Here is a 19,905-nt window from a genome sequence, read left to right as displayed (position 1 = left end):
GAGACTATGCAAACGGCCCAGATCCGGCCTTGACCTCAAGAGCTGCGCTGCTGTTTCCCCAATCCGGACATTGGTCCAGCACGTTGCACTTCTTTAGCTTGAAGGGCATCAATCCAAATGAACGGACTCTGAAAGACGAGGTTGCGAACCCGCTCAGAATGTCTTGACCATACCAAAATGAACAGCAAGAAACAGGGACCGGCATCACGCCCCAACGGCCCATATCAGGGGAAAAGTTCATAGGTAGTTATGCAAAAAACTGAAAGACAGAAAATGGAAGCGGGTGAATGGTACACCTGTCTTGATGATGAACTCGAAGAGCTGCGCGTTGCCGCGCGATTTGCTGTTCATCAACATAATATCCTTGCTCCGGATGAACGTGGGGCCATCGGGCCAAAACTTCGTGAACTCATCACGGCACATGATGCTATCATCGAGGCCCCTTTTCATTGTTCCTACGGGATCAACATCCACCTTGGTCGCAATGTGTTTTTAAATGCTGGCTGCACCATTTTGGACTGCGCGACCGTCACGATCGAAGATCAATGCCAACTTGGGCCCAATGTGCAAATTTTCTGTGCTGAACATCATCAGGATCCTATTAAGAGAACTCATGAAGGCCTTGAGGTCGCCCATCCTGTCCATATCAGAAAACGTGCATGGATCGGCGGAGGCGCAATTATTTTGGCAGGTATTACGATTGGAGAAGGCGCTGTGGTTGGAGCAGGCAGCGTTGTTACAAAAGATGTGCTCCCCGGACAGATCGTCGCTGGCAATCCAGCGAAATCGCTAAATGCAAAGATTTCAGAAGCGAGCAGTTAACAGCAATCGAGCTGTGAGCGATTTCTGAAGCCATTGCGATTTGTGTCTCTGGGCCGCCCGACACGTGCCGCCAAAACTGACCTTTCAACGACCAAATCACATGCCGAAGTGCAGCACGTCCAAGGAGGCATCCGCTGAAACTGTCACGTCAGGTGGCTAGCGAATTCACACTCTGCGGGGAAAAAAGATGGCCTTCTCCAAGTGCATCCTAGTGGTTGCCGTCACCCTTGGAAATATTCGTAACTATCGGAAAGGTCGAGCAAATCAAACGGACCTTAGTAATGCTGGCTTCGATGAAATGCCTGCAGTCAGCTGAACGAAACTGGCTCCTTTTTGCTTCTATCGACCGCGAGCGCAAACACATCGGGCCTGGAATAATGACCACTGACATCGAATTTTCGCCGAGAGGATCGAGATGCGGATACATCAATGTCAGCCCAGAGCAGCCCCTTCTCACGGTTCATTGGCCCAGCTTGGATCCCGCCGAATGGCTTGTAGATGACGGCGTCACCAGGGTTCACCCATTCATCCTTGTCTGGGAACAGGATTTCATGATGTGGGATGCCTGTTGGAATGTCGGACGCTTCTAAGGCAGTCGCGCATCCGATGACCCAACATCCACCCTCACGCGCGACATGTTGCATCGTGGCAAGCCAGGTGTCGCCACTGTCCCATGTCGGGGCGATATAGATGTCGATATTCTGGGCATACAGCGCATAGCGTGCCAGGGGCATATAGTTTTCCCAGCAAATCAAAGTGCCAATGCGACCCACCGCCGTTTCAACCACATTGAGGCCTGATCCGTCACCAAAACCCCAGATCATACGTTCAGGGTTGGTCGGCATCAGTTTTCGGTGATTGTTCACAATTTGCCCATCGGCATCGATAATCGCGCAAGAGTTGTATAGAGTGGAGCCCGAAACTTCTCCGTCGATTTCCTGATAACCGATCACAATAACCATATCGTTTTCGGCTGCCGCATCTTGCAGCGGGGCCATGCCGTTGCGGCTAAGATCGATGGAGTTCGCTTGTGTCAGAGCGAACAATTCGTCCGTCTTGCCCATGTCTGCACCTGGTGACAAACGCCAACAAAACGTCGGATAGCCAGGAAGCCAAGTTTCGGGAAAGACCAACAACTTAGCACCGTCTTTGGCGGCTTGCTCGACCAGGTCAACGGCGCGCTCCATGCTGGCAGCAAGATCTAAATAGACCGGCGGCTCCTGAATAACTGCGACTTTCATCTGAAATTCCTTTGAATTAGCTACCAATGGATTTTGGGCATTGGAGGGTGTGGCACTTGAGCGGTCTCAAAAAATTCGATCAACAGGATGGCCGAGCGCCATGGCACCGGCATATTCGGCCTGCACCTCTTTTTGCAGCGGGTGATAGCGTGCGGCCTGAATGTCGCGAAATCTGCGCTCAAGTTCAGTTTTGCGATAAAAACTGGCCCCACCAGCCAATTCCATGGCCAGTTCCACGACGCGGATCGTGTTCTCTTCGACCAGGCGGCGGCCGATCATCACATCATTTATAGTCTCAGCGGAAGGTGCGTTACGCTCAACGACTTCAATCATATAGTTTTGGGCCAAACGTGCCGCCGTCAGCGCCGTGTCCATCCGCCCTGCTATGGATTGTGTGCGATGAGAAGTTGGTTTCATTCCAGCAATACCGATCGCGATCTCGCGGGCACTTTCTGCAACGCCAAGATAGGCTGAGTAGATCAGAGGAAACGCTATTGTGGCAATCATTTGGAATGCCGGATGCCATTCGCCTGCCCTACGTCTCAGAGGAATTTTGTCATCCGGAATGAACAACCCGTCGATTTGAATATCGTGCGAACCCGTGCTCCGCATCCCCATCGTGCGCCAAGTGTCTAGGATGCTCACCTCTGGCGCGCCAAGCGGCACACCGAAATGTAGCACTGTGCGTTCGCCGCCTTCTTCGCTGATTGCGCCAGTCATCAAGAGATCACCGGCAGGAGCCCCTGATGTAAAAACCTTCCGCGCGGTGATCAGGTACCCCCCCTCGACCTTTTCTGCTTTGCCGGACCCGCCGATCCAGTCTGATCCGCCTGAACTCAGCAGGACAAGGTTTTCATCTGCGACACGACGCAAAAGCGGTTCAACCATTGCGCGGGCCGCGTCCTGATGGTGCCAACGCCATGCCGGAATTGCGACTTGATGAGTATGCATCGAGAGTGCAAGCCCAGTTGACCCACAGGCCCCCGCGATTATGCGCAGCATTTCGCAGAGCTCGCGAACTTTGACGCCGCCGCCACCAAGCTCTTTCGGAACGCCTGCGGAGAGCAAACCCGCGGCCTTCATATCCGCAAAGTTATCTTCAGCAAATTTGTCATTCTCGTCATTCGCCGCAGCCCGTTTTTCAAATTTCTTGGCCAGTTTTTTGGTGCGCTCTCTGACGTCAATAACGGCTATTTCTGGGTCTATCAGATTGTTCATGAAATCATCTCCTCGCTTCAAAATATGCTGCCAGAGTCGCGAAATGCCCTGTCTTGTGATAGTCCAGAAACTGTACCGGACACGAACAAACCCCTCGTGCTAGGCTCAGATGGCAATTTTTTTTGCGAGAAGGATGAACATTATGCGCGGCGGATATGGACAATTTTGCCCGATTGCTATGGCAGCCGAGATCCTCTGTGCCCGCTGGACTCCGCTGCTCATCCGGGAGTTTCTGTGTGGGAGTACCCGGTTCAATGACCTGCGGCGCGGACTGCCGCGTATGTCGCCGACGCTGCTGTCAACGCGGCTGAAAGAACTGGAAGCAGCAGGTGTGATTCATTCTGTGACAGGCGCAAAAGGTGTCAGAGAGTACAATCTGACAAAGGCTGGAGAAGAGCTACGCACCCTTGTCATGGGCATCGGCGTTTGGGGGCAAAGATGGGTCGAGAGCGGACTTTCTCTCGACAATCTGGATCCAGAATTGCTGATTTGGGACATGCATCGCGGCTTGAATATCGACCCTCTCCCGAAAAAGCGGATTTGCCTTCAATTTGTGTTCGACAACCTTCCCACTGCAAAACAGAACTATTGGCTTCTGGCCGACCCCGAAACGGGAGTTGAGGCTTGCTATGCCGATCCAGGCCATGACGTGGACCTTTACGCAGTTAGTAATTTGCGGACGATGACAGCTATTTGGATGGGCGTGGATACCGTGCAGAAAGCGGTGGCTGATAGTCGCTTGGTGTTGACCGGCACCCGCGAAATCGCGTCCTTAATGCAGGAATGGCTTGGCCTCAGCCCATTCGCTCACGAGGAACGCATGGCCGATTAGAGCGCTTGGTCGCGGGCTACACGGCCGCCCGATCCCGTTAGAATACAGCCCGACAACTTAGGTCAGGCCGCCTTTTGCATTCGTAAGTATGAGCCTTACGCCTTGCGCCGACGAGACAGCGCTCCCAATCTGCCAATTGCAGAGATAAGCAATAGGCTCGCTGCCGGCAGTGGTACGGGTGCCACTGGTGTTGGGAATGGGCTGGATTCGTATCTTACCATCGAGTTTGGCGCGAAAGCATCAAATGTCAGCAGCCCACCATTGGTATCGAAACTACCAAAAGTCACCGCTTGGGTTAGATCAAAAGCTGCGTCGGTGTCTAAGCCATAAGAAATTGGCACGGTATTGGCTGACAACACGGTTGCAATATTAAGACCGGAAATGTCCGCGGCAAAGGCCAGCGTCCCTCCGGCGCGAACCACATAAACTGGCTCAACAAGGGATTAGGAGGAGCCTCCGAAAACAATGGTTGCATCGAATGCGTTGGCAATCCTGGTGGCATCTATGCTGAATATATTGTCCGTATCGCCTGTGCCAGAAATGATGATTGGAACAGCCAGGACAGTTGGTGTCCCGTCCAAAGTTAAAGTGGCGTCCAATTCAAAGGTATAATTAATACTCGCAGAGTTTGCACTCTGCGCGACCAGTAGAAAAACTGCAATCTTCGTCATTTGACCAAAAAGGATCTTCGTAAATCTCCCCAAATAATATTGGCAGGAAAATGAGCAGCTAGGTCGAACCGGTCAAGAAATTACGTCACTTGGCTGATCTTTGGTGCTGGCAACGAAACACTGGGCCAGAAATCGGGGTTATTGTTTCCGTGTTGCACCCAAAACGCAGAGATGCGAACTAAACAAAAACATGATCGGCAGCGCAGAAATACCAACATTGGCGACAAAAGCCATCGGGGATTATGACCGCACTGAGGTTGCAATGATCGGCGGCAACGCAGCTACCGAAGTGCCGACCGTATGTCTTTCAACTGTTGGGTTAGCAAGTAAACCGGTGGCCAGACGATAGCTGCTGCATCCGTGCCTCCGCCTTGCTTCCTTTTAAACTCTGCGCAATTTCGCGCGCCAAACTTGATGCCTGTGGCCCTGTGATCCTGTCGAAAGTAGGTTGGAAATGGATACAGAAGTACTCGCGAATAATACCGTGTGCTCCTCGCTGGTGCCTTCATTTGCAGAGCGTAAGGCGAGATATTGCTCGTCGCGCTTGCCAAGTCCAAACACGCCCGCTTAGGGTCGCTGAATATTAGAAACATTTTTGAACATTCCGACTGGGGGGATACCAATGCTTGATCGCAATGCAGATACCGACGTGGAACAGGTCCTTGATGCGCTCAACCAAGCATTGACTGCAGGCGATGCTCACGCCGCAGCAAACCTTTTCACAGATGATAGCTATTGGCGTGATCTGGTCTCCTTTACTTGGAATATCAAAACCATGGAGGGCAAGGACGCAATCGCCGAAATGCTGTCCGCGCAGCTGTCCTCTGTCAAACCAAACGGCTGGCGAATTGCCGATGGTGAAGTCGCCGCAGAAGATGGAGGTGTTACCACAGCCTGGATCAGCTTCGAAACCGCTGTGTCACGCGGCTACGGATTGATGCGTCTGCGCGACGGGCTAATCTGGACTTTGCTGACGTCGATGGTGGAACTTAAGGGGCATGAGGAGCCCTTGGGCACGGAGCGTCCCATGGGTGCCAAACACGGAGCTGGAAAGCACCGCCCCACCTGGAAGGAAGACCGCGAGAAAGAAACGGCCGAACTCGGCTATACCACTCAGCCTTACACTGTCATTATCGGCGGCGGTCAGGGTGGTATCGCGTTGGGCGCACGGTTGCGTCAAAACGGTGTACCCACGATCATTATCGAAAAGAACGATCGCGCAGGCGACAGTTGGCGCAACCGCTACAAATCGCTCTGCCTTCATGATCCGGTCTGGTATGACCACCTGCCCTATCTGCCATTCCCGCCGAATTGGCCGGTTTTCGCGCCCAAAGACAAGCTGGGTGATTGGCTCGAGATGTATACGAAAATCATGGAGCTCAACTACTGGACCCGCTCCACCTGCCAGAACGCCAGCTATGACGAAGCGACTGAGGAATGGACCGTCACAGTGGACCGCGACGGCAAGAAGGTCGTTCTAAAGCCCAAACAGCTGATCTTTGCCACCGGCATGTCCGCCAAAGCGAACCTACCCAATTTTCCCGGTATGGACAGCTTCAAGGGCGATCAGCACCACTCGTCTAAACACCCAGGGCCCGACGCCTATAAGGGGAAGAAGGCGGTTGTGATCGGTTCCAACAACTCTGCTCATGACATCTGTGCAGCGCTTTGGGAGAACGATGTAGATGTGACCATGGTCCAGCGTTCGACGACCCACATTGTTCGTTCTGAACCGTTGATGGAGATCGGGCTAGGTGATCTCTATTCCGAGCGGGCGGTGGCCTCTGGAATGACAACGAACAAGGCCGATATGGTCTTTGCGTCATTGCCCTATGCGATCCTGCACGAATTCCAGATCCCGGTTTATGACAAAATCAAGGAGGTCGATGCTGACTTTTATGCAGGCCTCGAGAAGGCAGGCTTCCAACTGGATTGGGGCTCGGACGGGTCAGGACTATTCATGAAATACCTGCGCCGAGGCTCAGGGTATTACATTGATGTTGGGGCGAGCCAGCTGATCATCGACGGTAAGATCAAACTGGCCCATGGCCAAGTCACTGAAGTCGTGGAGGACGGTGTTATCCTCGGCGATGGAACACAGCTGGAGGCTGACGTCATCGTCTATGCCACGGGCTACGGCTCGATGAATGGTTGGGTCGCTGACATCGTTGACAAAGAGACCGCATATAAGGTCGGAAAATGCTGGGGCCTCGGCTCTGACACGCCCAAAGACCCAGGGCCATGGGAAGGGGAACAACGCAATATGTGGAAGCCTACTCAGCAAAAGGCGCTTTGGCTCCATGGCGGCAATCTCCATCAATCCCGCCACTATTCGCAATTCCTGGCATTGCAAATAAAGGCTAGAATGGAAGGCATCGCTACTCCCGTCTACGGGCTGCAAGTCTCGCATCACAAAGGATAATCGCACCTGCATCCTGAATGCTCGGAGCGTAATGTCGCGGCATGCAATCATTCTATGGCAGTCTAGGCGGGCTCGAAGCTGACCACCACTTCGGCGAGCCCGCTTTGGGAAAAACTCCCAAACCAATTTCCTGTCCTCCCGTTGATCGCTCAAGTTGGGATAGCTAAAATCCGGGTGGCCAATGCTATGTTGAATACTGTTTCAAAAGGTACTTCGTTATCTTTTTGTTGGGCGTACCAGAGTTGCCCAAAATAGTATTTTTCCAGGCGGTAACTTCAAAATTGACGATGTCCATTTCCCACACGCAGCCAACCACTTCGTTATTGCTGGGAGCGAAAATTGTCGGCTGCTCCCAGGGTGCACGGATCTGCTCTACGTTTGCGAGCACGCTTCCCCATTTCCAGTAGAATGCTGGCGCGACCACTGCGACCTCTGCAAAATGAACTATCTGAAATCCAACGCCATGATTGGTACTGGCATCAAAAATATCGCCTGCCGTCGGCAACCGTTCACTCACTGCTTGCAATGCAGCCGAGGCAATCTTGTCATCAAAATCGTGATCCTTGGACAAAATGGCATAACGCTTCAGGCACCAGCCGTTCGTGTTTACGATTGGCAATGCCTGAACGCTTCGAGATTGGAATGTTTGTAGATGTTCCATGGTGGCTCCTTGCGGCTAAATTTACGTTGAGCCCAATTAGCAGCGGTAAACCCTGCCCCTTCAACTGCCGGATGGCCCGACAAGCTCGTGATGAAGCCAATGCAAAAAAACCTCAATCACAAATTCATCGCGTTTGCAGTATGATCATTTCTGGTAGTTTCGCACCGCAAAGAACTTGACCTATCTGAGAATACCCAACTGTTGACAGAGATAATCGACGATGCCGTTGGGCAGACGCCAATCTGGAATTTTCTCATACCACCTGTATATTCAGTTCTAGAAACTCCGCCTCAATAAATGTCGTTTTTAAAGTTGGATATTCAAACAGGATTATTGGTCGTTGCGGCTCCCACGAAGCGCTGTTCATGGAAAGAGCGCGACAAGCACGCTGAAAAACAGGCCTTCGAATGCGGAGTGCCCCGGATTGATGTCTGTTACCCTCCAGTTAAACTGAAGGGTAAGATTGACGCTGAAATGTGCCGTTGGCTAACTGGTATCCTGCTGCTTGAGCCACTTCAAAATTACTCGGTTTGTGTCTTCCGGCTTTTCTTGCTGGATCCAATGACCGCAATCCAGATTGATCACCTCTACATTGGGCACAAAATCTGTTAAGTTTTCAGACTTCGCGACCGGATCACGTTCACCGTAAATCATGAGCGCGGGTTGTTGGATGATCGGGTCCGCGTCGGCCAATAAGTGCCAGTTTCGATCCAGGTTCCTGTACCAGTTGATACCCCCTGTGAACCCAGTTTTCTCAAATGCAGAGACGAAAACAGCCAGATCACTGTCGCTCATAACGGGTTCACCCTGTGGCGTTTCTTCTTTGGCAAGGTTGATCATCATCATGCCGTCCGCTGGCGCGACAGGGGGCTGGTTTTGGCGATACAGGTTGCGCAAAAACTGGGCTGTGTTTTCGCCCAAAACGATGTCTGCGACGCCTGGCTGTCGATTGAAATGGACAAAATAGAAGTCTGGACCCATGAATTTCTCCATCATCTCAATCCAAGGTTTTTCCCAACGTTCTTGGTAAGGCACGCTCAGGTTTATCAGCCTGTTTACACGGTTTGGGTGCAACAACGTCAGGCTCCAAACAACCATCGCACCCCAATCATGGCCAACAAAACTGGCGTTGTCATATCCGAAGTGATCCAGAAGCCCGACAAGATCACCCGTCAAATGTTCAATGTCATAATCAGCGACTTCGTTTGGGCGCGACGAGTTGCCATACCCCCGCTGGTTCGGGGCAATGACGTGGTAGCCCGCAGCGACTAAAGCAGGGATTTGATAGCGCCATGAAAATGCATGCTCTGGCCAGCCGTGGCACAGGACAATCGGATTGCCCGCATTGTGCTGGCCCGCTTCAAAAACTTCGAGCTCGATGCCGTTGGTCGCGATAAGGATCGGCTTGGGAAAGTCGGTTGGGTTAGACATTTTAGTTCCAATTTCAGTTTCTGGATGTGCCTGACACTTTCATAATTGCCTTGCTGACACGCTCTGCCCCTGACTAAGGTTTAAAGGTGCCAAATACTGGCACCTTTAAACGGTAGCCTTTCAAAATGAACATTCGCAGTCGACATGACGCCATCGTGCGCAGCCTACGCCGCAACGGGACCTCGACAATCGCCGAACTGATGCAGGACGTAAGTGCATCGCGGCGCACGGTGCTGCGGGACATTAGCGCATTGCGTGATGAGGGGTTCGTCATTCATTCCGAACCGGGTCGCGGGGGTGGTTTGCAACTCGACCCACAATCGGTCCAAGCCACCGCCCGGCTTTCGGTCGCGGAGGTCTTTGCGCTTTTGATCAGCGTGGCGTCCATGCGTGCCGCCGGATAGAACCACCGACGCCAATTGCACTCGGGCCGGACACCACCAAAACGAGAGGGTCCGGTTACTTCATTGGGAATTTTTCAAGAGACTTCAGGATCGGGCAATCAGGCCGCTCATCACCAGTACATTCACGCACAAGATGTGACAGCGTGTCCTGAATTTCTTGTAAATCCAAAATTTTGCTTTCAACCTGCGCCAAGTGCTCTTTTGCAATTGCCCGCACATCTGCGCTTGCCCGATCCTGATCATCCCAGAGTGCTATGAGATTGCGACAATCCTCAATGGTGAAGTCCAACGCTCGGGAACGGCCCAAGAACGCAAGTTTGTGCATGTCGCTATCTTGAAAGCTACGATACCCGTTTGTGGTTCGTTCGGGCGCTACCAGTCCGATTTCCTCATAATAGCGTATCGTCTTTGGCGGCAGGCCAGCACGCTTTGATACATCTCCAATATTCATCTGAGAACTCCTATTCCGCCGCCGCTGACACAAGGCCAGGGCTTACGCTGGTATTCGAGCGGGATTCGGTGAGGGTTGGGGCGATCCACCGCAAGCGAAGCGCATTGGACAACACAAACACGCTGGAGAGCGCCATTGCCCCCGCCGCAAGTGCCGGCGACAGCATCAGTCCGAACAGAGGGTAAAATACGCCAGCGGCGACGGGGATCAGCAGAGCGTTATAGCCAAAGGCCCAAAACAGATTCTGATGAATATTTCGCATGGTACGTCGGCTGATGTGCAGGGCATTCACCACCCCTTTCAGATCACCAGACATCAACACAACGTCCGCGGCCTCAATCGCAACGTCGGTCCCAGTTCCAATTGCCACGCCGACATCTGCATGCGCCAAAGCAGGCGCATCGTTTATACCATCGCCGACGAATGCAACCTTGCGCGCGCCTTCCTGCAGCTTTTGAATTGCCGCGACTTTGCCTTCGGGCAGGACTTCAGCAACAACCGTATCAATCCCAAGCTGACGTGCTATCGTATCTGCCGTCGCTTGATTGTCACCCGTGATCATTGCAACCTTAAGGCCCATATCATGCAAAGCAAAGATTGCCTCGGCGGTGCTCGGTTTTATTGGATCTGACACTGCAATGATGGCTGCAAGCTTTCCGTCGATTGCAGCATAAAGAGGTGTCTTACCCGCCTGCCCCAAGCTTGTTCCAATGCCATCCACCTGATCAAGTGCAATGCCTTCGCGGACCATAAGGCGGTCTGCGCCGACAAGAATTTTGCGACCTTCAACCTCGGCGCTTACGCCGTAGCCAGTGATAGAGTTAAAACCGTCAATCCCTGCCAATGTTAGCCCTTGTTGTTCTGCTCGCCGCACGATTGCCGCAGCAATCGGGTGTTCTGATGTCCCCTCAACGGACGCAACCAGCCTCAAAACATCGTCTTCCGCAAATCCCGCCGTAACAGTCAGATCGGTTAGCTCTGGACGACCTTGTGTCAGAGTCCCTGTCTTATCCAACGCGATCGTGCTTACATTATTCAAAGACTGCAGCGCATCACCGCGCCGGAATAGAACACCCAGCTCTGCGGCGCGCCCTGTTCCCACCATGATCGACGTCGGCGTTGCCAATCCCATTGCGCAAGGACACGCAATAATCAGCACTGCCACAGCGGCAACCAGGGCAAAGCTGAGCGCAGGATCAGGACCAACCAAGAGCCATACGACAAAGGTAGCCAACGCAACGCCCATCACAGCGGGCACGAACCAAAGTGTAATTTTGTTGACCAAATCCTGGATAGGAAGCTTGGCACCCTGGGCCTCTTCCACCATGCGGATAATTTGCGCCAGCATGGTATCCCTGCCGACCTTGGTGGCTTCAAATACCAGCGCACCCGTCCCGTTAACTGTACCGCCCACCACCTGAGCGCCTTTTGTCTTTTCCGAAGGAATAGGTTCGCCCGTGATCATGCTTTCGTCGACGTAAGACGCACCTTTGATGACGATACCGTCGAGTGCGATCTTTTCGCCAGGCCGCACCTGAACGAGATCACCGACCACAATATCATCCACCGACAGCTCAATGATTTGCCCATTTCGTTCGACCTGCGCTGTCTTTGCCTTAAGACCCACAAGCTTTCGAATGGCCTGCCCCGTCCGCCCTTTTGCACGGGCCTCAAGAAATCGCCCGAGAAGAATAAGGGTCACGATGACCGCTGCGGCTTCGAAATAAACCACACGCGTGCCGTTTGGCAAAAGCGAAGGCGCAAAGAGTGCGACTGTAGAAAAGCCCCAAGCAGCCATTGATCCAAGTGCCACCAGCGAATTCATATCAGGTGCACCTTTGAGCAGTGCAGGAAACCCCTTGAGATAGAACTGTCGCCCCGGCCACGCCAGAACGATGGTCGTGAGGACAAATTGAATTCCCCAGTTCACATCCATACCCAGTGAGTTCATGACCCAATCATGAAGTGCAGGGATCAGGTGACTGCCCATTTCCAGAATAAAAACAGGGATAGTAAGCAACGCCGCAAGGAGCGTCATATTTTTGAGATGCTCAGATTCTGCTGCTTTTCGCTCCGCGGTCCTATCCGCACTGCCTTCGTCAACAAGCAAGCTCGCGGGATAACCTGCGGCGGCTGCGGCTTGCGTTATCGTACTTGCCGCTACGCCAATTGCTTGAACCGTCGCTTCTTCCTGCGCCAGATTTACAGAGGCATTTACAACACCTGGCACCATTGCAAGAGCCTGCTCGACCCGCCCGACACAGGACGCACATGACATATTCTCAATAGAGAACCGGAATGTTGCCATCTCGGCAGGATATCCAGCGTCCTTGAGTGCGTCAGCGGCCAAACTCATATCGAAGGCATTTCCAACAGCAATTGTTGCAGTTTCTGCAGCCAAGTTGATGTTTGCTTCTAGCACCTCGGGCACCGCCAATAGTGCTTTTTCAACCCGGCCAACACAGGAAGCACAAGTCATCTCGCGGACCTGAAATGTGAATGAATTTTGACTGCTCATGTTGAGGCTCCTGCTCTTACATGAACACTACATAGGGCTTCCAGTTGCTGGAAGGTCAAGGACTAATGCTGTTTCTAATACGTCGCTGATTTCACACGGTTCGATAGAGAGTGGTGGTGGAGCAAACACCAAGGGGCTTGGGCGTAAAATTCTGCTAGAGTTTCCAGTTCAACCAAAGGCCCAGTAAGCTCAAGGTTCCATTGCGGACACGGATTTTCTGGCTAACCCGACAGTCGTTCACACTAGCCCTTAGTTACGAGGGTTGGCCTAGATCAATGGCAGACACTCAAACTTTCCACAGCATCGCAATTATAGGTTCAAAGCCGTTGATATCTGCGCTTTGTTGCAGCGACAGGAATGCGGACAATATCTTAAAAGGAGTCCTTTGAGACATCGGCTGCAATGCAGAAAATTGAATGAAGCGTCTTGACAAAACTATATATGTAGTTTTATTGGTGTTATGATGAAACACTCGTCCGCCGCTCTCTCGCTTGCCGCTCTTGGCCACGATACTCGCCTGACAGTCTTCCGATTGTTGGTGCGGGCTGGAAACGATGGTCTCAATATCGGTGAGATCGGCCAGCACTTAGGCATGGCGGCGTCAACGCTTGCCTATCACCTTAAGACTCTGGTCGACGCAGAGCTTGTGACTCAAGAACGGCTGGGGCGGCAGATCATAAACCGTGTAGATTTCGATGTTATGCACCAAACTGTGTCGTTCCTTACATCGCAATGTTGCGCAGGGGTGAAGCTCACACAGGAGGATGCTGCTTAGTGGGCACAGCAATTTTTCTCACCCCAAAGAAACTATAAAATTAAGGATATGGATATGTCTGATCTCTTTTTTAATACCCGCTCTAGGACTAATGACTTGATTTACCGGTTCTGGGCAAAGGAAAAGGTCTGGCTTTTCTCAGCAGCTCTTCTCACTGTTTTGCTCATTTTTGCACCGAAACTCGGCGTAACAACTGCGGGTTTTGCAGCCCAAAACCTGCTTAACGTAGCCCCTTTCCTCGCCCTTTCTGTAGGGATAGCGGCGTATGCTGGGGCGACTGGTGCTGATGGGCTGATCGCGCGGGCTTTCACTGGATCGCCCACTGTCATGATCTTGATCGCAGCTGCAGTTGGTGGACTTTCGCCATTTTGTTCGTGCGGTGTGATCCCGCTGATTGCCGCCCTCTTGGCGATGGGCGTTCCGCTTTCGGCGGTCATGGCCTTCTGGCTTGCTTCGCCGGTGATGGACCCTTCGATGTTCTTGCTGACGACGGGGGTACTGGGCATCGAGTTCGCGATAGCAAAGACAATCGCAGCCTTGAGTTTGGGCGCTCTTGGAGGCTTTGTTGTCCACTTTCTGTCCCGTTCGGGTGCTTTGTCGGATCCACTGCGCGACGGTGTGGGTAATGGGGGTTGCGGTGGGGCCAAGGTCCGCACGGCACAACCCATTGTCTGGAAGTTCTGGAGCGATGATGCGCGCGTTGCCAAATTCTGGCGCGAAGGTATCAAGACTACGCTATTTCTTGCCAAATGGCTGACCCTCGCCTTCATTCTTGAAAGCCTGATGTTGGCCTGGCTGCCTGCTGATCTGGTGGCACGTTCGCTTGGCGGCACCGGCCTCGCCCCTATTGGGATCGCAACGCTTGTAGGTGTGCCTGCATATTTGAACGGGTACGCAGCTTTGCCGCTGGTTGGTGGTCTAATGGGGCAAGGCATGGCACCTGGCGCGGGCATGGCATTTCTTGTCGCAGGCGGGGTCAGCTCGTTGCCCGCAGCTATCGCAGTCTGGGCCTTGGTCAAAAGGGAAGTGTTTTGCCTGTATCTCGGCATTGCGCTCGCTGGCTCATTCGCCATCGGTCTGTTGTTTCAGCTTTGGACCGCTCTCTAGAAAGCGTTTTGGTTCCACACAGAAGATCGCAGGCATTCGTCGAATGCCTGCGATTTCGCACTGCGGTCCTCCCTATTCGTTCAAAAATCCCACTTTTTTGACAGGCGTGAACCGCCTCATTTAAGGTGGTAGAAATCCGACCAGTCATGGATTTTTTTGCCTTTCTCGTAAGAGCAGCCAACCGAGTTTCGGGGCCAAACTGTGCGCTGCCCTTTCCCCTCGCCACAAGATACTCAACCAGAAACACGTTCCCCATCGAAATTGGGTCAAATCAAGCCGGAAGCCATCACCCATTGCGTTTGATGACTTCTTTCCCGTTATAGATCAGACGAGATGACCACGGAATTGGGTTGCGAAGAGCATGGTGAGCCATGCAGGCATTCTCGGCCTCGTCCATAAGATCCATGATACGTTCTTGGGGTTCATCGCTTTCGATCAACACATGCGTTTCAATGCCCAACGTCTCGCCCTCAGTCGTATGACCCAAATCACGCATATTGCTCAGATTGGTCTGGAACCGCATCTTCTGCTCGATATTCATCGACTTAATCTTGATTTTACGGGCCGAATAAATGTCCGTCAGGTGTGTCATCAGGCAAAATGCAATGCCCGCGCACAGATATGCCAAAGGCGGCGGCGCTGTGTCGTCGCCAACCGGGGTCTGTTCATCGCAATACAGTTTGACCGGGGAAAAACCTGGGATGTTCACCTGCACCATGCCGGACTTCCTTTGCCGGTCATGTGCCTCTGCCGTTAGATTAATCTCAAACTGGAGAGGCGCAGGTGGACGGCCTTTTTTGAACGGTTTGGTCTCGTATTGGGTCGGTGCTGGCATGCTGTCTGAAAGCTCACCAACCTTGTATTCTTTCGCATCACTCATGGCGCTAATCCTTGATCAAGGTATTTGGGGGACTGATGGGCGGTATTGCTGATCCAAGCCTGCATAAGCTGGGCCAAATGCAACCAGCCCTTTGGTGGGTGTAAATTGTGTCGGTGCTGGCAAAATGACCTCTGCTATGCTTTGCCCGTCATGGTAGTTTTGGTTCGTCACAGGCGCACCAGTATCAGTGTCGATCATACAAATCATATCTGGAATTGTTGCGTGAACGGTATGGTTCAACCAACCATATTTTCGTTCTTGAGCCAAATGCGATATTCGTCGTTCCTGAATTCATCAATTCCCGCGATCGAAACATTGCCAATTGTAAAACCGTCTTCGGTCTTCCAATCATTCGCAGCGACCACGCCACGAAAGGCGACAAACCCAGCACCAATTTTCGCAACAACCGTGGCACCGTCTTGATCCTTAGCAAGGGCTTCCCGCGCGTTTTTGCCCATTTCCAACGCCATGCTGATCGTACCGGGAATAATGGCATCGCGGACTTCATGGATCTCAAGCGCGTGATCTCTGGCACGGCGCGACCGGCAGGACCCCGTGTCAATCAAATACGCACCGATAAAAATCACCAAAGCCATTCAATCTAAATGACAAAAATGGTGGGTTGGCGGTGCTGTCAGACGAATGCGAACCAGTCTCTGCAAGGACAATGAAACTGCCCTTTATGCCGCATCGAGTTGACGCCACGGTGCTGCCAGACTAATTCGAAACAGTCTCCGCAAGGACAGTGAAGCTGCCCCTTATGTCGCGCAGAGACCACGCCACTCGGCAAGAGCAGCGGCGCGGTTGAGCTTGAAATTCGGTCTCGTTGAAAGGCTGCGTTCCTGATTGAATTGATTGTAGACTGAAGCGTGGACGGATGCGAATTTCTGCAAACTTCGCATCCGTCTGAACCGAAGCATCGCCCGTTCCCGTCTTCGAAATGGCAGGTGTGAGTTTTCTGCTCTGTTGTTCAGCCAGCGGCCCGTTTCCTGTCTGTCTGCAGCGCCCATCTCCTTCAGAGCCGCGCCATACGATGCCAGCCCGTCCGTCACGATCAGGTCGGGACTGACGGGCTTCCGCATTGCTTTCTTTAAGAATCTCAACGCGGCCTTCTTATCACGTGCCTTTGTGACGAAGCTTTCCAGGATTTCGCCTTCATGATCGACGGCCCGCCAGAGATAGTGCTGTTCGCCGTTGATCTTCACGAACATCTCGTCCAGGTGCCAGCGCCAGCGACTGGATTTCATACTTTCGATCCGGCGTTTACGGATCTCGGAAGCAAACATCGGCCCGAACCGATGCCACCAATATCTGACGGCTTCATGGCTGACATCGATGCCCCGTTCATTGAGCAAATCTTCAACATTGCGAAGGGACAGAGGAAACCGGACATAAAACATTACCGCCAGGCGGATAATCTCACGACTTGTTTAAAAATAGCGAAATGGGTCATATTGTATCATCTTTAGACGCTACGAAACCGCCCTGCCCGGCTCAAGTTAGTTTCTTCTGACAGAGCCGATCCAACAGGGTGCCGTCTACCTGCGCTAGCATTTGGGGCTGCCGTGGTGCGCGCTATCACCGACCACCTGCTCGATCACGCAGATCGGCACGCCGTTGTCAATCCCGGAGTAAAATCGGTCAGCGTCCCGGAGAGAAATTGGCCAATTTGTCAGCTCCTTGGCTTCAGTTGGGTTTGTTCAGGCTGTGCGGTTTCGGCTTTGGTTCAGCCGATAGCTTTCACCATTCATCTCCAGGATATGGACGTGGTGTGTCAGGCGGTCGAGGATGGCACCCGTGAGGCGTTCTGATCCGAAGACCTCTGTCCATTCATCGAACGGCAGGTTGGATGTGATGATGATGGAGCCGCGTTCATATCGTTGACTGATCACTTCGAACAGCAACTCGGCCCCGGTCTTGGAGAGTGGCACGAACCCAAGTTCGTCAATGATCAGCAAATCTTGGGCTGCTAGTTGTTTTTGGTGTCGTTGCAGTCGGCGTTCGTCAACTGCCTCGATCATTTCATGAACCAGTGCAGCGGCTGTGGTGAAACGTACCTTCAAGCCCTTTTGGCAAGCTGCCAGTCCAAGGCCGAGAGCAACATGTGTTTTACCGGTCCCACTTGGTCCTAGCGCGATAACGTTTTGACGCTTTGCGGTGTACTCGCAGCGGGCCAATTCCATCACCAGCACCTTGTTCAGTGACGGGATCGTTTTGAAGTCAAAGCTATCCAGGCTCTTGGTTGCCGGAAACTTCGCGGCTTTGATACGCCGCTCTACCATCCGTCGCTCACGTTCGATCAGCTCCAGCTCACACAAGCGCAGGAGATATTGGACATGATCCTTGTTCTCTGCGGCGCATTGTTGGGCCTGTTTGGTGTATTCGCTTTGGAAGGTTGGCAGCCGAAGTTTGGTCAGGTGATGCCTGAGCAGAACCTGCGGTGTATCAGTAACAGTATCGTTCATGCGGCCACCTCGGACAACAGCACGGCATAGCTGGAAGGCTTTGTCGTCTCAACCACCGCTTTCGGCAGATAAGGATAGATATCGAGATCAAGCCTAGGCGGACGACGCTCAATCCGGCAAAGGATCAGATGCTTGATCGCATCGTAGCCAAGTGCGCCCAGGTCCAAGGCTTGTTTGATTGCAGCATGAACGTGCTCCATCTCGAAGGTTTCCAATAGTCGCAAGATCTGAACATATTCGCGCTTCCCCGCCTTACCCATGCGGGCTTCCAACAATCGATGAAGGGTCGTGAACGCATCGGGCAGATCCCAACCCTGCAAGGGTGCCGCCTGGTCGAGAGCACCAACCTTCTGCTCCAACAATGGCAAGTAATGCATCGGGTCGAAAATCATATCTGCCTTCTCGTAAGATCGTCGATGTCGGGCGACAATCTCGGTCCCACAGCCGATCACGACCTCATGGACATAGCCGCGTACCTGAACCTCATGATGGGCAAAGGCGACAGGGACGGAGTAATCGTTATTGCGATAACGGATCATCGATATTGAAGTTGCCCGAGTACTGACCTTATCACACGCATCGTAAGGTGTTGGGGGCAATGCCATCAACGCGTCCAGGTCTCGTAGCAACCGTTCACCAATACTCTCACTATGCCCGCGAACAACATCGTCCTGACGCTTCAAACATTGTTCCTCCAACCAGGCGTTCAAAGCATCAAAACTATCGAACCGGGGAGCAGGGATTAGGAAGTTCCTCCGTCCGTAGCCAATGACACCTTCGACATTACCTTTGTCGTTACCTTTACCAGGGCGGCCAAACCGGTCCTCAAACAGATAATGCGATTGTAGTTCCGAGAAAGTTCTGGTCCGGATCCGCTTGCCTCCTCCCAAGATCTTTGCAACCGCTATCACGGTGTTATCGTACAGTGCCGACAAGGGCACACCACCGAAGAACGCAAACGCAGCGTTGTGACCATCACAGAAGGCTTCTGTCGTTTCTGCCGGATATGCCTTCATGAAGAACGCATCCGAATGCGGCAACGATATCGCAATGTAATGCAGCTTTCGTTCAACACCACCAATCACACCAAGGGTCTCGCCAAAATCGACCTGAGCATGGCCAGGGGTGTGAACCAGAGGAACAAACACCTCTTGGGTACGTCGCTGCTTCTCACGAACATAGTCCGTGACGATGGTGATCCCGCCAGTGAACCCATGTTCATCACGCAATCGCGCATGAATACGTTTGGCTGTGTGGCGTTGCTTTTTGATGACCCGTTTATCGTCTTTCAGGATCTGATCAATTATCCCAATGAACGGATCCAACTTCGGACGAACTGGCGCGGTCGTTCTTTGATAACCCGGCGGAACCGAATGCTTCAAAATCTTCGCCACTGTTTTGCGGTCAATCCCAAACAGACGGGCCGCCTCACTATTGTTCTTACCTTCGACATGGCACGCACGGCGCACCCGACTGTACAAATCCACAGAATACATCTTCCCCACCCGTTGCTCGACAGCACCAGATGTTAGATTGCGGAATTTTACTCCGCGACGGTCAGATTACCCAACCATTTCCATGGCCATTTTGTCTCCGGGATTCACACACAGGCTCTTACAGACAGTAAAAGCGATACTTTGCATAAGAACGATTTGAACTTTGGCCGAAACGAAAAACTAATATTCAACAGAGCTATCGTTTTCTCCACATCTCCATCCAATGTGTCGGTCGAACTTGGAGGATTTTCGCCTGTTTTGACCCTACTCAATAATCACGACACGATACTTCTAGCAAACCTGCGATTCTCTCAAGAATGCCTTGGTGGATGAAATGGGGGATGGCGCAGTAAGCAAGGAATTCAATACTTTGAAATTATTGGGTAATTTATAATTAGTTGGCGGACAGACAGGGATTCGAACCCTGGAGACGGTCACCCGCCTACACACTTTCCAGGCGTGCGCCTTCGACCACTCGGCCACCTGTCCGTAATCTGGGGTTTAGCGTGGG

The 19,905-nt window shown here is 52.6% G+C and carries 16 protein-coding genes, 1 tRNA gene and 2 pseudogenes; 6 read left to right on the top strand and 13 right to left on the bottom strand.

The features are described 5' to 3' along the window. Positions 1-249 precede the first annotated feature (249 nt). Positions 250-822 carry a sugar O-acetyltransferase gene (locus C1J03_RS10845; protein ID WP_114886382.1) on the top strand — a complete coding sequence of 191 codons (573 nt, stop codon included), beginning with the start codon at positions 250-252 and terminating at the stop codon, positions 820-822. 308 nt (positions 823-1,130) lie between these two features. Here C1J03_RS10845 and C1J03_RS10840 read toward each other — a convergent pair whose 3' ends face one another. Beyond that, complete coding sequence (locus C1J03_RS10840; protein WP_114886379.1) at positions 1,131-2,063, bottom strand: carbon-nitrogen hydrolase family protein; 933 nt, start codon at positions 2,061-2,063, stop codon at positions 1,131-1,133. Positions 2,064-2,129: 66 nt separating this feature from the next. Beyond that, positions 2,130-3,281 (bottom strand): acyl-CoA dehydrogenase family protein, encoded by a 1,152-nt coding sequence (locus C1J03_RS10835; protein WP_114886377.1) that lies wholly within the window; start codon positions 3,279-3,281, stop codon positions 2,130-2,132. A 142-nt stretch (positions 3,282-3,423) separates the two neighbouring features. Between C1J03_RS10835 and C1J03_RS10830 the strand changes: the two genes are divergently transcribed. After that, positions 3,424-4,113: a winged helix-turn-helix transcriptional regulator gene (locus C1J03_RS10830; protein ID WP_114886375.1), complete on the top strand. Its 690-nt coding sequence runs from the start codon at positions 3,424-3,426 to the stop codon at positions 4,111-4,113. A gap of 95 nt (positions 4,114-4,208) precedes the next feature. On the opposite strand, the gene C1J03_RS25725 is transcribed toward C1J03_RS10830, so the two are convergent. Then, positions 4,209-4,535 carry a VPLPA-CTERM sorting domain-containing protein gene (locus C1J03_RS25725; RefSeq protein ID WP_254694249.1) on the bottom strand — a complete coding sequence of 109 codons (327 nt, stop codon included), beginning with the start codon at positions 4,533-4,535 and terminating at the stop codon, positions 4,209-4,211. 871 nt (positions 4,536-5,406) lie between these two features. On the opposite strand from C1J03_RS25725, the gene C1J03_RS10810 reads away from it, so the two are divergent. Further along, a complete protein-coding gene (locus C1J03_RS10810; protein ID WP_114886369.1) occupies positions 5,407-7,206 on the top strand; it encodes an NAD(P)/FAD-dependent oxidoreductase in 1,800 nt (599 codons plus the stop codon). 184 nt (positions 7,207-7,390) lie between these two features. Here C1J03_RS10810 and C1J03_RS10805 read toward each other — a convergent pair whose 3' ends face one another. Beyond that, a complete protein-coding gene (locus C1J03_RS10805; RefSeq protein ID WP_114886367.1) occupies positions 7,391-7,867 on the bottom strand; it encodes a hypothetical protein in 477 nt (158 codons plus the stop codon). Between the two features lie 486 nt (positions 7,868-8,353). After that, on the bottom strand, positions 8,354-9,298 hold the full coding sequence (locus tag C1J03_RS10800) for an alpha/beta fold hydrolase (protein ID WP_114886365.1): 945 nt from the start codon (positions 9,296-9,298) through the stop codon (positions 8,354-8,356). A 125-nt stretch (positions 9,299-9,423) separates the two neighbouring features. Between C1J03_RS10800 and C1J03_RS10795 the strand changes: the two are divergent. Then, positions 9,424-9,699, top strand: a pseudogene (locus tag C1J03_RS10795) (helix-turn-helix transcriptional regulator); the annotation flags it as partial. Between the two features lie 58 nt (positions 9,700-9,757). Here C1J03_RS10795 and cueR read toward each other — a convergent pair. Continuing rightward, positions 9,758-10,153 carry a Cu(I)-responsive transcriptional regulator gene (cueR, locus tag C1J03_RS10790; RefSeq protein WP_114886363.1) on the bottom strand — a complete coding sequence of 132 codons (396 nt, stop codon included), beginning with the start codon at positions 10,151-10,153 and terminating at the stop codon, positions 9,758-9,760. A gap of 10 nt (positions 10,154-10,163) precedes the next feature. Next, positions 10,164-12,671, bottom strand: coding sequence for a heavy metal translocating P-type ATPase (locus tag C1J03_RS10785; RefSeq protein ID WP_114886361.1), 2,508 nt, complete (start codon positions 12,669-12,671; stop codon positions 10,164-10,166). Between the two features lie 460 nt (positions 12,672-13,131). Between C1J03_RS10785 and C1J03_RS10780 the strand changes: the two genes are divergently transcribed. Both C1J03_RS10780 and C1J03_RS10775 read left to right on the top strand, forming a co-directional pair. Then, entirely contained in the window at positions 13,132-13,446 is a 315-nt protein-coding gene (locus C1J03_RS10780) for an ArsR/SmtB family transcription factor (RefSeq protein WP_114886359.1), read from the top strand. A gap of 54 nt (positions 13,447-13,500) precedes the next feature. Further along, positions 13,501-14,553 (top strand): permease, encoded by a 1,053-nt coding sequence (locus C1J03_RS10775; protein ID WP_114888960.1) that lies wholly within the window; start codon positions 13,501-13,503, stop codon positions 14,551-14,553. Positions 14,554-14,839: 286 nt separating this feature from the next. On the opposite strand, the gene C1J03_RS10770 is transcribed toward C1J03_RS10775, so the two are convergent. From C1J03_RS10770 to C1J03_RS10745, 6 genes and pseudogenes are all read right to left on the bottom strand, one after another. Further along, the gene (locus C1J03_RS10770) at positions 14,840-15,433 is read right to left on the bottom strand and encodes an OsmC family protein (RefSeq protein WP_114886357.1); all 594 of its coding nucleotides are present in this window, start codon (positions 15,431-15,433) and stop codon (positions 14,840-14,842) included. Between the two features lie 15 nt (positions 15,434-15,448). Then, positions 15,449-15,903 (bottom strand): annotated as a pseudogene (locus tag C1J03_RS25720) (S-methyl thiohydantoin desulfurase domain-containing protein). A 288-nt stretch (positions 15,904-16,191) separates the two neighbouring features. Further along, positions 16,192-16,851 (bottom strand): IS6 family transposase, encoded by a 660-nt coding sequence (locus C1J03_RS10760; RefSeq protein ID WP_254694268.1) that lies wholly within the window; start codon positions 16,849-16,851, stop codon positions 16,192-16,194. A 282-nt stretch (positions 16,852-17,133) separates the two neighbouring features. Beyond that, entirely contained in the window at positions 17,134-17,898 is a 765-nt protein-coding gene (istB, locus tag C1J03_RS10755; protein WP_114882482.1) for an IS21-like element helper ATPase IstB, read from the bottom strand. After that, entirely contained in the window at positions 17,895-19,394 is a 1,500-nt protein-coding gene (istA, locus tag C1J03_RS10750) for an IS21 family transposase (RefSeq protein WP_114882484.1), read from the bottom strand. Before istA ends, istB begins: the two co-directional genes overlap by 4 nt. Positions 19,395-19,793: 399 nt before the next feature. Further along, positions 19,794-19,883 (bottom strand) — tRNA-Ser (locus C1J03_RS10745). Positions 19,884-19,905 lie beyond the last annotated feature (22 nt).

Origin of the sequence: Sulfitobacter sp. SK012 (assembly GCF_003352085.1) — a bacterium.
GTDB lineage: Bacteria > Pseudomonadota > Alphaproteobacteria > Rhodobacterales > Rhodobacteraceae > Sulfitobacter.
This window is presented reverse-complemented; position numbering and strand designations above follow the sequence as displayed.

Bases quoted from the DNA above. Each gene is read 5' to 3' on its own strand.
- C1J03_RS10845 (WP_114886382.1), top strand. From the start codon at position 250: ATGCAAAAAACTGAAAGACAGAAAATGGAAGCGGGTGAATGGTACACC.
- C1J03_RS10840 (WP_114886379.1), bottom strand. From the start codon at position 2,063: ATGAAAGTCGCAGTTATTCAGGAGCCGCCGGTCTATTTAGATCTTGCT.
- C1J03_RS10835 (WP_114886377.1), bottom strand. From the start codon at position 3,281: ATGAACAATCTGATAGACCCAGAAATAGCCGTTATTGACGTCAGAGAG.
- C1J03_RS10830 (WP_114886375.1), top strand. From the start codon at position 3,424: ATGCGCGGCGGATATGGACAATTTTGCCCGATTGCTATGGCAGCCGAG.
- C1J03_RS10810 (WP_114886369.1), top strand. From the start codon at position 5,407: ATGCTTGATCGCAATGCAGATACCGACGTGGAACAGGTCCTTGATGCG.
- C1J03_RS10805 (WP_114886367.1), bottom strand. From the start codon at position 7,867: ATGGAACATCTACAAACATTCCAATCTCGAAGCGTTCAGGCATTGCCA.
- C1J03_RS10800 (WP_114886365.1), bottom strand. From the start codon at position 9,298: ATGTCTAACCCAACCGACTTTCCCAAGCCGATCCTTATCGCGACCAAC.
- cueR (WP_114886363.1), bottom strand. From the start codon at position 10,153: ATGAATATTGGAGATGTATCAAAGCGTGCTGGCCTGCCGCCAAAGACG.
- C1J03_RS10785 (WP_114886361.1), bottom strand. From the start codon at position 12,671: ATGAGCAGTCAAAATTCATTCACATTTCAGGTCCGCGAGATGACTTGT.
- C1J03_RS10780 (WP_114886359.1), top strand. From the start codon at position 13,132: ATGATGAAACACTCGTCCGCCGCTCTCTCGCTTGCCGCTCTTGGCCAC.
- C1J03_RS10775 (WP_114888960.1), top strand. From the start codon at position 13,501: ATGTCTGATCTCTTTTTTAATACCCGCTCTAGGACTAATGACTTGATT.
- C1J03_RS10770 (WP_114886357.1), bottom strand. From the start codon at position 15,433: ATGAGTGATGCGAAAGAATACAAGGTTGGTGAGCTTTCAGACAGCATG.
- istB (WP_114882482.1), bottom strand. From the start codon at position 17,898: ATGAACGATACTGTTACTGATACACCGCAGGTTCTGCTCAGGCATCAC.
- istA (WP_114882484.1), bottom strand. From the start codon at position 19,394: ATGTATTCTGTGGATTTGTACAGTCGGGTGCGCCGTGCGTGCCATGTC.